Source organism: Acidovorax sp. GW821-FHT10E04 (assembly GCF_059415185.1).
Map to the genome: position 1 here is coordinate 186,114 of NZ_JBWKMT010000007.1, position 12,534 is coordinate 198,647.

The 12,534-nt window shown below is 67.8% G+C and carries 10 protein-coding genes; 7 read left to right on the plus strand and 3 right to left on the minus strand.

The features are described 5' to 3' along the window. Positions 1–8: 8 nt before the first annotated feature. From AC07OC_RS21740 to AC07OC_RS21765, 6 genes are all read left to right on the plus strand, one after another. On the plus strand, positions 9–1,085 hold the full coding sequence (locus AC07OC_RS21740; protein ID WP_218297234.1) for a branched-chain amino acid ABC transporter permease: 1,077 nt from the start codon (positions 9–11) through the stop codon (positions 1,083–1,085). Positions 1,086–1,272: 187 nt separating this feature from the next. Next, positions 1,273–2,601, plus strand: coding sequence for an ABC transporter substrate-binding protein (locus AC07OC_RS21745; RefSeq protein ID WP_494602213.1), 1,329 nt, complete (start codon positions 1,273–1,275; stop codon positions 2,599–2,601). A gap of 226 nt (positions 2,602–2,827) precedes the next feature. Beyond that, on the plus strand, positions 2,828–3,640 hold the full coding sequence (locus AC07OC_RS21750; protein WP_218297236.1) for an ABC transporter ATP-binding protein: 813 nt from the start codon (positions 2,828–2,830) through the stop codon (positions 3,638–3,640). 207 nt (positions 3,641–3,847) lie between these two features. After that, positions 3,848–5,095 carry a phenylacetate--CoA ligase family protein gene (locus AC07OC_RS21755; RefSeq protein WP_218297237.1) on the plus strand — a complete coding sequence of 416 codons (1,248 nt, stop codon included), beginning with the start codon at positions 3,848–3,850 and terminating at the stop codon, positions 5,093–5,095. Positions 5,096–5,484: 389 nt separating this feature from the next. Beyond that, entirely contained in the window at positions 5,485–6,474 is a 990-nt protein-coding gene (locus tag AC07OC_RS21760) for a tripartite tricarboxylate transporter substrate-binding protein (protein WP_218297238.1), read from the plus strand. A 376-nt stretch (positions 6,475–6,850) separates the two neighbouring features. Then, positions 6,851–7,843 carry a Bug family tripartite tricarboxylate transporter substrate binding protein gene (locus AC07OC_RS21765; protein WP_218297390.1) on the plus strand — a complete coding sequence of 331 codons (993 nt, stop codon included), beginning with the start codon at positions 6,851–6,853 and terminating at the stop codon, positions 7,841–7,843. A gap of 48 nt (positions 7,844–7,891) precedes the next feature. On the opposite strand, the gene AC07OC_RS21770 is transcribed toward AC07OC_RS21765, so the two are convergent. From AC07OC_RS21770 to AC07OC_RS21780, 3 genes are all read right to left on the minus strand, one after another. Next, positions 7,892–8,281: a nuclear transport factor 2 family protein gene (locus AC07OC_RS21770; protein ID WP_369641275.1), complete on the minus strand. Its 390-nt coding sequence runs from the start codon at positions 8,279–8,281 to the stop codon at positions 7,892–7,894. A gap of 111 nt (positions 8,282–8,392) precedes the next feature. Further along, positions 8,393–8,710 carry a DUF1840 domain-containing protein gene (locus AC07OC_RS21775; protein WP_218297239.1) on the minus strand — a complete coding sequence of 106 codons (318 nt, stop codon included), beginning with the start codon at positions 8,708–8,710 and terminating at the stop codon, positions 8,393–8,395. A gap of 86 nt (positions 8,711–8,796) precedes the next feature. Next, positions 8,797–10,065, minus strand: coding sequence for a class I SAM-dependent methyltransferase (locus tag AC07OC_RS21780; protein ID WP_494602215.1), 1,269 nt, complete (start codon positions 10,063–10,065; stop codon positions 8,797–8,799). A gap of 107 nt (positions 10,066–10,172) precedes the next feature. On the opposite strand from AC07OC_RS21780, the gene AC07OC_RS21785 reads away from it, so the two are divergent. After that, the gene (locus AC07OC_RS21785) at positions 10,173–12,533 is read left to right on the plus strand and encodes a bifunctional salicylyl-CoA 5-hydroxylase/oxidoreductase (protein ID WP_494602217.1); all 2,361 of its coding nucleotides are present in this window, start codon (positions 10,173–10,175) and stop codon (positions 12,531–12,533) included. Position 12,534 lies beyond the last annotated feature (1 nt).

Consider the following 12,534-nt stretch of genomic DNA (forward strand, 5'->3'; position numbering starts at 1 on the left):
AGACTTCCATGCTCTACCGCGAAAACGGCCAGTTCAAGACCAGCTACCGCGCCGACCAGCAGATCTTCCCCATCGCGCAGGACCGCATCGCCATCGCGCTGCTGCTGGCCGTCGCCTTCCTGGTCGTGCCCATGCTGGCCAGCGACTACATCTTCCGCGCCATCCTGATTCCCTTCGTCATCATGGCGCTGGCGGCCCTGGGGGTGAACATCCTCGTGGGCTACTGCGGCCAGATCTCGCTGGGCTCGGGCGCGTTCATGGCGGTGGGGGCCTATGGCGCCTACAACTTCTTCGTGCGCTTTCCGGGCATGCCGCTGATTCCGGCGCTGATCCTGGGCGGCCTCTGCGCCACGTTCTTCGGCATCCTGTTCGGGCTGCCCAGCCTGCGCGTCAAGGGCCTGTACCTGGCGGTGGCCACCCTGGCCGCGCAGTTCTTCTCCGACTGGATGTTCCTGCGCATCAAGTGGTTCACCAACAACTCGGACTCGGGCTCGGTGTCGGTGAACAACCTGCAGGTCTTCGGCCTGCCCATCGAGAGCGCCACCAGCAAGTACCTGTTCTGCCTGGCCCTGCTGGTCGTCGTGGCCCTGCTGGCCAAGAACCTGGTGCGTGGCGCCATCGGCCGCGAATGGATGGCCATCCGCGACATGGACGTGGCGGCGGCCGTGATCGGCATCCGCCCCATGTACGCCAAGCTCAGCGCCTTCGCCGTGAGTTCCTTCATCGTGGGCATGGCCGGCGCGCTGTGGGCCTTCGTGCACCTGGGCGCGTGGGAGCCCGCGGCCTTCTCGGTGGAAATCTCGTTCCGCCTCCTGTTCATGGTGATCATCGGCGGCCTGGGCTCCATCTCCGGGGGGTTCTTTGGCGCCGCCTTCATCGTGGTGCTGCCCATCGTGCTCAACCAGTTCCTGCCAGCCTTCATGGGCCTGTTCGGCATCGAGGTGTCCACCGCCGGTGTCTCGCACGCCGAGCTGATGATCTTCGGCGCGCTGATCGTGTGGTTCCTGATCGTGGAGCCGCATGGCCTGGCCAAGCTGTGGTCCACCGCCAAGCAGAAGCTGCGCCTGTGGCCCTTCCCGCATTGATTGATATGCACCCCCTGAGTCGCTTCGCGCCTTCCCCCTCTCCTTCGGGAGGGGGACGCCACCGGCGGCCTGGCAAAGCCAGTTCCACAGTGGCGCTGGCCTCGTGCATGCCAGTGCAAAGCTCGCAGCCCTTGAATCCGTCGGTTTCTTCCCCGTGCTTCAACACATTCATCCAAAGGAGACATCCATGAAGCTTTCGAAACTCGTGATCGCCGCTGCCGTGGTCGCCGCCGGTGCGTCGACCATCACCACCAGTGTCTTCGCACAAGCCAAGGAGCAGTTCTTCCCGCTGCTGTCGTACCGCACCGGCCCCTACGCGCCCAACGGCGTGCCATGGGCCAACGGCAAGCAGGACTACATCAAGATGATCAACGCCCGCGACGGCGGCATCAACGGCGTGAAGCTCACCTTTGAAGAATGCGAAACCGGCTACGCCACCGACCGTGGCGTGGAGTGCTACGAGCGCCTGAAGGGGCGTCCCGGCGTGTCGCTGTTCGACCCGCAGGCCACCGGCATCACTTTCGCGCTGACCGAGAAGGCCCCCGTGGACAAGATCCCGCTGATGACGCTGGGCTACGGCCTGTCGGTGGCGCAGGACGGCCAGGCGTTCAAGTGGAACTTCCCCTTCATGGGCAGCTACTGGACCGGCGCCGACATCCTGATCCAGCACATCGGCAAGGCCGCGGGCGGCATGGACAAGCTCAAGGGCAAGAAGATCGCCCTGGTGTACCACGACAGCCCGTTCGGCAAGGAGCCGATCCCGCTGCTGCAGGAACGCTCCAAGATGCATGGCTTCGAGCTGCAGATGCTGCCCGTGACCGCGCCCGGCGTGGAGCAGAAAGCCACCTGGCTGCAGGTGCGCCAGAGCCGCCCCGACTACGTGCTGCTGTGGGGCTGGGGCGTGATGAACTCCACCGCCCTCAAGGAAGCCCAGGCCACCGGCTATCCGCGCGACAAGATGTATGGCGTGTGGTGGGCTGGCGCCGAGCCGGACGTGCGTGACGTGGGCGAAGGCGCCAAGGGCTACAACGCGCTGGCCTTGAACACCTCGGGCCAGCAGCCCAAGGTGATCCAGGACATCCTGAAGAACGTGCACGACAAGGGCCAGGGCACGGGACCCAAGGACGAAGTGGGCTCGGTGCTGTACACCCGTGGCGTGATCATCCAGATGCTGGCCGTGGAATCGGTGCGCCGCGCGCAGGAGCGTTTTGGCAAGGGCAAGGTCATGACTGGCGAACAAGTGCGCTGGGGCATGGAAAACCTGGCCCTGGACCAGAAGAAGCTCGACGCCATGGGCTTTGGCGGCGTGATGCGCCCCCTGTCCACGAGCTGCGCCGACCACATGGGCTCCACCTGGGCCCGCGTGCACACCTGGGATGGCGCCAAGTGGAACTTCTCGTCCGACTGGTACCAGGCCGATGAGCAGATCCTCAAGCCCATGATCAAGGCGGGCGCCGACAAGTACCTGGCCGACAAGAAGATGACGCGCCGGGATGCGGCGGACTGCCAGTCTTGATTCGGACCATCCCCCTGAGGCGCTGACGCGCCTTCCCCCTTCTCTCTTGGCGCTTCGCGCTGCGGGAAGGGGGACGCCACCAGCGCGGCGGGGCGGCCCTTGCGCGGTGGCCCTGGCCTGGGCAGCGACCGTTTCAAGGGCCAGTGAACAGCGGTTGCCTCTTTGGCAGCCGCCAATCCAAAGGGTTGTGCAGCAGCTTTTTGGATTGGCACAGGAAGGCAAGACCATGGACTCCAACAGCAACATCGTTCTCAACGTCAACGGCATCGAGGTCATCTACAACCACGTGATCCTCGTGCTCAAGGGCGTCTCGCTGCAGGTGCGCGAAGGCAGCATCGTGGCCATCCTGGGGGGCAACGGGGCGGGCAAGACAACCACGCTGCGCGCCATCTCCAATTTGCTCAAGGGCGAACGCGGCGAGGTCACCAAGGGCAGCATCGAGCTGCGTGGCGAGCGCATCGAGAACCTCTCGCCCGCCGACCTGGTGCAGCGCGGCGTGGTGCAGGTGATGGAGGGGCGGCACTGCTTCGCCCACCTGACGATCGAAGAGAACCTGATGACGGGCAGCTACACCCGTACCAGCAAGGCCGAGATCGCGGCCAACCTGGAGAAGGTCTACAACTACTTTCCGCGCCTGAAGACGCGCCGCACCTCGCAGGCGGCGTACACGTCGGGCGGCGAGCAGCAGATGTGCGCCATCGGCCGCGCGCTCATGGCCAACCCCAGCATGGTGCTGCTCGACGAGCCCTCCATGGGCCTGGCACCGCAGATCGTGGAAGAGGTGTTCAACATCGTCAAGGACCTGAACACCAAGGAAAAGGTCACCTTCCTGCTGGCCGAGCAGAACACCAACATGGCGCTCAAGTACTCGGACTACGGTTACATCATGGAAAGCGGCCGCGTGGTGATGGACGGCGCCGCCAGCGACCTGGCCAGCAACGAGGACGTCAAGGAGTTCTACCTGGGCGTGGGCGGTGGCGAGCGCAAGAGCTTCAAGGATGTGAAGAGCTACAAGCGGCGCAAGCGCTGGCTGGCTTGACGTGCCCCCTGAGGCGCTGCGCGCCTTCCCCCTCAGGGGGACGCACCCGGTGGCCTGGCGAAGCCAGTTCCACGGGTGCGCTGGCGGGAGCAGCGCACTTTCTGAGACCACGGATGAATCCACTCCCAAATTCATAGCTGATTGCGATTGATGGACAAGCGCTAGAGGCCAATTTCACTTCAAACCACTTCACAAGGAACACCAGGCATGAGCACGTTCTATGACGCCCTGGAAACCCGCAGCCCCGCAGAGCGCGAAGCGGCCCTGATGGCCGCGCTGCCGCGGCAGATCGCCCATGCCCAGCAGGCATCGCCCGCGTTTGCCGGCATCCTGGCGGGCGTGGATGCCGCCGCCGTCACCAGCCGCGCTGCGCTGGCGCAGCTGCCCGTCACGCGCAAGTACGAGCTGCTGGAGCGCCAGCAGGCGGGCCGCGCCGCCAACGTGTTCGGCGGGTTCAGCGCGCTGGGCTTTGGCCCCGGCATGACCCGCGTATTCGCCAGCCCCGGCACCATCTACGAGCCCGAGGGCACGCGCCGCGACTACTGGCGCATGGCGCGGGCCATCCATGCCGTGGGTTTTCGCAGCGGCGAGCTGATCCACAACAGCTTCAGCTACCACTTCGTGCCCGCGGGCTCGATGATGGAAACCGGCGCCCACGCGCTGGGCTGCACCGTGTTTCCGGGCGGCACGGGGCAGACCGAGCAGCAGGTGCAGGCCATGGCCGAACTGCGGCCAGCGGGCTACATCGGCACCCCCAGCTTCCTCAAGATCATTGTCGAGAAGGCCGCGGAAATGGGCATCGCGCTGCCCAGCGTGACCAAGGCGCTGGTCTCGGGCGAGGCGTTCCCCCCCTCGCTGCGCGACTGGTTCGCCGAGCGCGGCATCAGCGGCTACCAGTGCTACGCCACGGCCGACCTGGGGCTGATCGCCTACGAGACCAGCGCGCGCGAGGGCCTGGTGCTCGATGAAGGCGTGATCGTGGAGATCGTGCGCCCCGGCACCGGCGACCCCGTGCCCGAGGGCGAGGTGGGCGAGCTGGTCGTCACCACGCTCAACCCCGACTACCCGCTGATCCGCTTTGGCACCGGCGACCTGTCGGCCGTGCTGCCCGGCGACTGCCCCACGGGCCGGACCAACACCCGCATCAAGGGCTGGATGGGCCGCGCCGACCAGACCACCAAGGTGCGCGGCATGTTCGTGCACCCCGGCCAGGTGGCCACCATCGCGCGGCGCTTTCCGCAGGTGCTGCGCGCGCGGCTGGTGGTCAGCGGCGAGATGGCCAACGACCAGATGGTGCTGCAGGTGGAGACCAGCGAAACCGCCGAGGGCCTGGCGCGCCAGCTGGGCGACGCCATCCGCGAGGTGACCAAGCTGCGCGGCGATGTGCAGATGGTGGCCCCGGGCACCCTGCCCAACGACGGCAAGGTGATCGAGGACGCGCGGAGTTACAAGTAGCCGCCTGCGTCGCCTTCGGCGCCTTCCCCCGAGGGGACGGCCCGTTCGCTGCGGGGCGGCCCTTGCTCGGCGCCTCCCGCCTGGCCTGCGCCGGTATCGAGCGCAGAGGACTGAAGCGGTGCGGTGCAAGCGTGCAGGCAGACAGACAGGCACCCGGTCACTGGACCACCTGCAGTTTGCGGCAACGCAAGAAATGCCCACTTGGCACGGCGGGTCACCGCAGTGTTTACCCTAATCAATACTCCTTTTTTTATAGCATTTAGCGCTTTATTGACGGGCGCTGCAGGCCTTTTTCACTTAAAGCCCCTGCCCCGGGCGGGCTACGTAATATCCGCAATGTTCCCGTAAACCCCCCTCGCTATCATGGCCCGTCATTCACAGGAGAGACCATGAAAAAGATGCTGAAACTCGCACTGATCGCTGCCGCCGCAGCCACCGCTTTCGGCGCCAGCGCCCAGGAGTTCCCCGCCAAGGACAAGACGATCACGATCGTGGTCCCCTACGCCGCGGGCGGCCCCACCGACCGCGTGGCGCGCGACCTGGCCGAAGCCATCCGCAAGCCCCTGGGCGGCATCAGCGTGGTGGTGGACAACTCCGCCGGCGCGGGCAGCACCATCGGCTCCGCCAAGGTGGCGCGGGCCGCACCCGATGGCTACACCCTGCTGCTGAACCACGTGAGCATGGCCACCATGCCCACCATGTACCGCAAGCTGGCCTTCAACGTGGCCAATGACTTCGAGTACCTGGGCATCATCAACGACGTGCCCATGACGCTCATCGCGCGTCCCTCGATGCCCGCGAACAACTACAAGGAACTGGCTGGCTGGCTGCAGCAGAACAAGGGCAAGATCAACCTGGGCAATGCAGGCCAGGGCTCGGCCTCGCACCTATGCGGCCTGATCTTCCAGAGCGCCGTGCAGGTCGACATGACGGCTGTGCCCTACAAGGGCACCGCGCCCGCCATCACCGACCTGATCGGCGGCCAGATCGACCTGCTGTGCGACCAGACGACCAACACCACCTCGCAGATCGAGGCCAAGAAGGTCAAGGCCTACGCCGTGACCACCTCCAAGCGCCTGACGACGCCCGCCCTCAAGGACCTGCCCACGCTGGCCGAATCCGGCGTGAAGGACTTCAACGTGACCATCTGGCACGGCCTGTACGCGCCCAAGGGCACGCCCGCACCGGTGCTGACCAAGATCAACGAAGCCCTCAAGGTGGCCCTGAAGGACCCTGAGTTCATCAAGAAGCAGGAAGGCCTGGGCGCCGTGGTGGCCACCGACAAGCGCGTCGAACCCGCCGAGCACAAGAAGTTCGTGCTGTCCGAAACCGAGAAATTCGGCGCCGCCATCAAGGCCGCGGGCTCCTACGCGGACTGATCGGCACCTGCGCCCCCAGCCCGCGACCCTGCGGGCTGCGGTGCTCAGGATTGCTTGAAGGATTGAAGGAAGCCGGCAAGCCACCACGCCCCCCGGGCCTGGTGGCTTTTTCCTGCCCGCGCCGCCACGGGCCGCCGCACGCCGCCGCGCTCCGGGTAATCCATGTGAACCCCGGCATGCCGGCCCGCGTAAAAAGGGGACCATCGTGGCATTCTCTTGCCGGCAGATCCTCCCTCACAACGAAAGCCCGCCCATGGCGCAACATCGACAAGCCCACCACCACCACCTTGCGCGCAGCACCTCCCAGCCCCGCGCCCCGGCGCGCAGCCGCCGCGAGGCCCTGGCGTTCGCATTCACCCTGAGCGCGCTGGGCGCCATGGCCATCGCGGCGGCCGCCACCCTGCTCGCGCCGGGCTCCGCCCACGCCCAGGCCACGCCCGCCGCGGGGGGCTGGCCCACCAAGCCCGTGCGCATCGTCGTGCCCTTCGCGCCCGGCGGCACCACCGACATCCTGGCCCGCGCGATGGCCCCCGAACTCTCGCGCGCGTTCGGCCAGCAGTTCATCGTGGACAACCGCGCGGGCGCGGGCGGCAACGTGGGCGCCGAGATCGTGGCGAAATCCCCCGGCGACGGCTACACCCTGCTCATGGGCACCGTGGGCACGCACGGCATCAACCGCGCGCTGTATGCCAAGCTGCCGTACGACCCCATCAAGGACTTCGTGCCCATCACCCTGGTGGCCGCCGTGCCCAACGTGATGGTGATGAATGCCGACAAGGCCAAGGCCCAGGGCATCCACAACGTGCAGGACTTCATCCGCGTGGCCAAGGCCAGCCCCGGCAAGATGAACATGGCCTCCAGCGGCAACGGCACGTCCATCCACCTGGCGGGCGAGCTGTTCAAGAGCATGACGGGCACCTTCATGCTGCACCTGCCCTACCGCGGCTCGGGCCCGGCCCTCATGGACATGGTGGCGGGCAATGCGGACGTGATGTTCGACAACCTGCCCTCGTCCATGGCGCAGATCAAGGCGGGCAAGCTCACCGCGCTGGCCGTGACAAGCTCGGAGCGCTCCAGCGCGCTGCCCGACGTGCCCACGGTGGAGCAGGCGGGCGGCCCCGCGCTCAAGGGCTACGAGGCCAGTTCCTGGTTCGGCCTGCTGGCTCCCGCGGGCACGCCCCCCGACATCGTCCACCGCATCCAGCAGGAAGTCGCCAGGTCGCTGGCCACGCCCGCGATGAAGGAACGGCTCGTGGCGCAGGGCGCGATCCCGGGCGGCAACACGCCGGCGGACTTCGCCAGGCACATCGACAGCGAGCACAAGAAGTGGGCGCAGGTGGTGAAGACCTCGGGAGCGAAGGTCGACTGACCCACCACGCCGGCGGCAGGCCCCCGGCGCAGCCGCCTGTCGGTCAAGTCACGGTGGCGCCGAGGGGGGCGCGGCCAGCAAGCGCTTCTCGCCCTGGGCGAACGAGGCCCGCTGGATCCGCCCCTGGGCCACCTCGTAGACGCAGAGCATCTCCAGGGTGCCCAGCCCCTCCGGGAAATTGCGCGTGATCAGTTCGAGGTCCACCACCACGCCGCCCATCACCGTGCGCGACAGCAGCCGCGCATGCAGGTCGGGCTCGGCAAAACGCGCCAGAAAGCGCGGCCGCATTTCAGCATGCCCGTGCGCGAGCCGTTCTCCATGGAGCACATGCTGCTGCGCATCGGCGGCGTAGGTGGCCAGCAGGGCCTCGATGTCCCTGGCGTTGTAGGCATCGAGTTGCGCCTGCACGACGGCCAGCGGCGAAGGGTCGTGGATCATGATGGATGGTGAAACAAGGAAAGCGCAGGAGGGCATGGCACCCGGCCCGCACAGGGGCCCGGCAGGGCGGACAGCGGGAGCCCGCGCTGGCGCGCCGCCATTCATGCGGTGCTACACGCCCCAGACCACGTCCACGTCCGCCGCCGCGCTGCGCTTGAGCATCTCGATGAACGGCGCCACCCGCTGGCGCAGGCGCACCGTGTCGGCGCGCTCCTCGGCCACGGCGTCGTCGCTGGCGTCCTCGGGCGGGGGCAGCGTTTCCTCCGCCGCCACGGCGGCCTCGAGCGCCGCGATGGCGCCCGGGATCTGCGCCGCCGTCACGATGCCGCTCGCACCGGGTGTCTTGCCCATGATGGTCACGATCTGCCGCCCTTGCGGCTCCAGCATGATCAGATCGGCGGCAGCTCGGGACTTGAATTTGTAGAGCATGGTGAAACGTATTCCTCGGTAGGGCTTGAAGCGGCCGGCAAACCCGGCACGGCGATGGTGGACAGGCGTTTGCGGGCCGCTCCGGTTCAGCGGTTGTACATGTAGTCGCGCGTGAACGGATAGTCCGATTGTGCGCCGGCCAGGGCCCCGGCCGCCATCTGGCCGTCGGGCTTGGTGGCCAGCATCTGGTGCAGCGCCATCCAGCCGCGCTCGAACCCCAGCGCGCTGCCCGCCAGGTACAGGCGGTAGGCACGCAGCACCTTGTCGCCCTGCTCGGCGCCGGACTGCGCGGCCAGCACCTCGCGTGCCGCGGGCAGGCGGGCCTCCAGCCCGTCGGACCACGCCCACAGGGTGCGCGCGTAGTGGGGGCGCAGGTTCTCGGTGTCCACCATTTCCAGGCCCGCCCGGGCCATGTCGTGCAGCACGGCGCTCACGTGGATCAGCTCCCCCCCGGGGAAGATGTACTGCTCGATGAAGTCGCCCATGCCCGCGCCGAGCTGCGCGTTGTCCACCGCGCCCGCCGTGATGCCGTGGTTCATCAGCAGGCCCCCCGGGCGCAGCAGCCGGGCCACGGTGGCGAAGTAGCGCTCCATCTGCGCGCGGCCCACATGCTCGAACATGCCCACGGACGCCACCTTGTCGAAGGGCCGGTCCGCCTGCAGCTCGCGGTAGTCGCACAGCTGCATCCGCACACGGCCCTGCAGCCCCCGCGCCTCGATGAGCTGCTGCACATGCGCGTGCTGGTTGCGCGACAGCGTGATGCCCGTGGCATCCACGCCGTAGTGCTCCGCGGCCCACAGCAGCAGGCCGCCCCAGCCGGCGCCGATGTCCAGGAACCGCTCGCCGGGCGCCAGGCGCAGCTTGCGGCAGATGTGGTCCAGCTTGGCCTCCTGGGCCCGGGCCAGCGACATGCCCGCATCCCGGAAATAGGCGCACGAATAGACGCGCCGCGGGTCGAGCCAGAGCGCGTAGAAGTCGTCCGAGAGGTCATAGTGGAACTGCACCTGGCGGGCATCGCGGGCCACCGTGTGCGCCGCCATGGACCGTGCCCGCGCCAGCACCCGGCGCCACCAGCCGCTGTGCTGCTCGCGGGCCGGGTCGCGGGTGAGCAGGCCCGCCGCGGCGGCCATCAGGTCGCGCATGCCGCCCTCCAGCGCCACGCGGCCCTCGACGATGGCCGCGCCCACGTTGCCGATCTCGCCCATCGCCAGGGCCACCAGCGCCATGCGGTCGCGAAACCGCAGCGTGACGGCGGGCTCGGACGCGCCCAGCTGCTGCCCGGCGGGCAGCTGGACGGCCATGGGCACTGGCAACGCAGCCAGCCGCCCCTCCAGGGTGTGCAGCAAGTGCTTCATGCCGCCTATTTTTGAATGGGTGCTGCACTGCGTCAACACCTCCCCCGCACGCCCCCGCCGGGAAGGCCCCATTGACAGTATTTTGTTTAGGTCTAAACTATTTTCACATGAACATCCTCTGCATTGGCGGCGGGCCCGCAGGCCTCTATTTCGCACTGCTCATGAAGCAGCAAAACCCTGCCCACCGGGTCACGGTGGTCGAGCGCAACCGGCCGTTCGACACCTTTGGCTGGGGCGTGGTGCTGTCGGACCAGACGCTCGAGAACCTGCGCGCGGCCGACGGACCGACGGCCGCGCTGATCGGCGATGCGTTCAACCACTGGGACGACATCGAGGTGTTCTTCAAGGGCCGCAGCGTGCGCTCCTCGGGCCACGGCTTTTGCGGCATCGGGCGCAAGCGGCTGCTCAACATCCTGCAGGACCGCTGCCTCGCGGTCGGCGTGGAGCTGGTGTTCGAGACCGACGTGGCCGACGACCAGGCGCTGGCCGCCCAGTACCAGGCCGACCTGGTGATCGCCAGCGACGGCCTCAACAGCCGCATCCGCACGCGCTACGCCACCACCTACCAGCCCGACATCGACCTGCGCGAATGCCGTTTCGTCTGGCTGGGCACTCACAAAAAACTCGATGCTTTTACGTTTGCTTTCGAGCAGACCGAGCACGGCTGGTTCCAGGCGCACGCCTACCAGTTCGACGCCGACACCTCCACCTTCATCATCGAGACGCCCGAGGCCGTGTGGAAGGCCCACGGCCTGGACCAGATGGAGCAGCCCGAGGCGATTGCGTTCTGCGAGAAGCTGTTTGCCAAATACCTGGACGGCAACGCGCTCATCAGCAATGCCACGCACCTGCGCGGCTCGGCCAACTGGATCCGCTTTCCGCGCGTGATCTGCAACACCTGGGTGCACCGCGAGACCATCGGCGGCAAGCGCGTGCCCATCGTGCTGATGGGCGACGCGGCGCACACCGCGCATTTCTCCATCGGCAGCGGCACCAAGCTCGCGCTGGAAGACGCGATTGACCTGGCGAACGAATTTTCGACGGGCCTGCCTATCGATGAGGTGCTCACCCACTACGAGGCGCGCCGCAGCGTCGAGGTGCTCAAGATCCAGAACGCCGCGCGCAACTCCACCGAGTGGTTCGAGAACGTGGGCCGCTACACCGGCATGGAGGTGGAGCAGTTCGCGTATTCGCTGCTCACGCGCAGCCAGCGCATCAGCCACGAGAACCTGCGGCTGCGCGATGCAGCATGGCTGGAGGGCTACGAGGCGTGGTTGGCAGGCGGCAAAGCTGCTATTCCCCCCATGCTCACACCGTTCACGCTCAACGGCCTCACGCTCAAGAACCGCATCGTCGTCTCGCCCATGGCCACCTACAGCGCGGTCGATGGCGTGCCGCAGGACTTCCACCTGGTGCACCTGGGCGCGCGCGCACTCGGCGGCGCGGCGCTGGTGATGGTGGAGATGACCAGCCCCACGCCCGAGGGCCGCATCACCCCCGCCTGCACCGGGCTGTGGAACGACGCGCAGCAGGCCGCGTTCACGCGCATCGTGCACTTCGTGCACGGCAGCAGCACCGCCAAGATCGGCCTGCAGCTGGGCCACAGCGGCCCCAAGGGCTCCACGCGCGTGGGCTGGGAGGGCACGGACGAGCCGCTGCCCCACGGCAACTGGCCGCTGCTGGCGGCCAGCGCGCTGGCCTACGGCGAGCAGAACCAGGCGCCCGCCGCCATGACCCGCGCCGACATGGACCGGATGACCGCCGCCTTCGTGGACAGCGCCCGCCGCGCCGTGGCCTGCGGCTTCGACTGGCTGGAGCTGCACTGCGCGCACGGCTACCTGCTGGCCAGCTTCATCAGCCCCATCACCAACCAGCGCACGGATGAGTACGGCGGCAGCCTGCAGGGCCGCTGCCGCTACCCGCTCGAAGTGTTCGCTGCCGTGCGCGCCGTGTGGCCGGCCGACAAACCCATGAGCGTGCGCATCTCGGCCCACGACTGGGCGCCGGGCGGCACCACGCCGGACGACGCGGTGGAGATCGCGCGCCTGTTCCAGGCGGCCGGCGCCGACCTGATCGACGTGTCGTCCGGCCAGACCACGCGCGCCGCCAGGCCGGTGTACGGCCGCATGTACCAGACCCCGTTCGCCGACCGCATCCGCAACGAGGTGGGCATCGCCACCATGGCCGTGGGCGCGATCACCGAGGCCGACCACGCCAACAGCATCATTGCCGCAGGCCGTGCGGACCTGTGCGCCATTGCCCGCCCGCACCTGGCCGACCCGGCCTGGACGCTGCACGCGGCCGCGCAGCTGAGCCCCGTGGCCGCCGCGCACACCGACTGGCCCGTGCAGTACGCCAGCGGCCGCGACCAGATGCTGCGCGAGATTTCCAAGCAAAAACAGCTTGCAGCGCTTGCCAATCAAGCGCAGGCAGCTACCAAAAGCAGAGCACCCGAGGAAGAAGGCTAGC

Bases quoted from the DNA above. Each gene is read 5' to 3' on its own strand.
- AC07OC_RS21740 (WP_218297234.1), top strand. From the start codon at position 9: ATGCTCTACCGCGAAAACGGCCAGTTCAAGACCAGCTACCGCGCCGAC.
- AC07OC_RS21745 (WP_494602213.1), top strand. From the start codon at position 1,273: ATGAAGCTTTCGAAACTCGTGATCGCCGCTGCCGTGGTCGCCGCCGGT.
- AC07OC_RS21750 (WP_218297236.1), top strand. From the start codon at position 2,828: ATGGACTCCAACAGCAACATCGTTCTCAACGTCAACGGCATCGAGGTC.
- AC07OC_RS21755 (WP_218297237.1), top strand. From the start codon at position 3,848: ATGAGCACGTTCTATGACGCCCTGGAAACCCGCAGCCCCGCAGAGCGC.
- AC07OC_RS21760 (WP_218297238.1), top strand. From the start codon at position 5,485: ATGAAAAAGATGCTGAAACTCGCACTGATCGCTGCCGCCGCAGCCACC.
- AC07OC_RS21765 (WP_218297390.1), top strand. From the start codon at position 6,851: ATGGCCATCGCGGCGGCCGCCACCCTGCTCGCGCCGGGCTCCGCCCAC.
- AC07OC_RS21770 (WP_369641275.1), bottom strand. From the start codon at position 8,281: ATGATCCACGACCCTTCGCCGCTGGCCGTCGTGCAGGCGCAACTCGAT.
- AC07OC_RS21775 (WP_218297239.1), bottom strand. From the start codon at position 8,710: ATGCTCTACAAATTCAAGTCCCGAGCTGCCGCCGATCTGATCATGCTG.
- AC07OC_RS21780 (WP_494602215.1), bottom strand. From the start codon at position 10,065: ATGAAGCACTTGCTGCACACCCTGGAGGGGCGGCTGGCTGCGTTGCCA.
- AC07OC_RS21785 (WP_494602217.1), top strand. From the start codon at position 10,173: ATGAACATCCTCTGCATTGGCGGCGGGCCCGCAGGCCTCTATTTCGCA.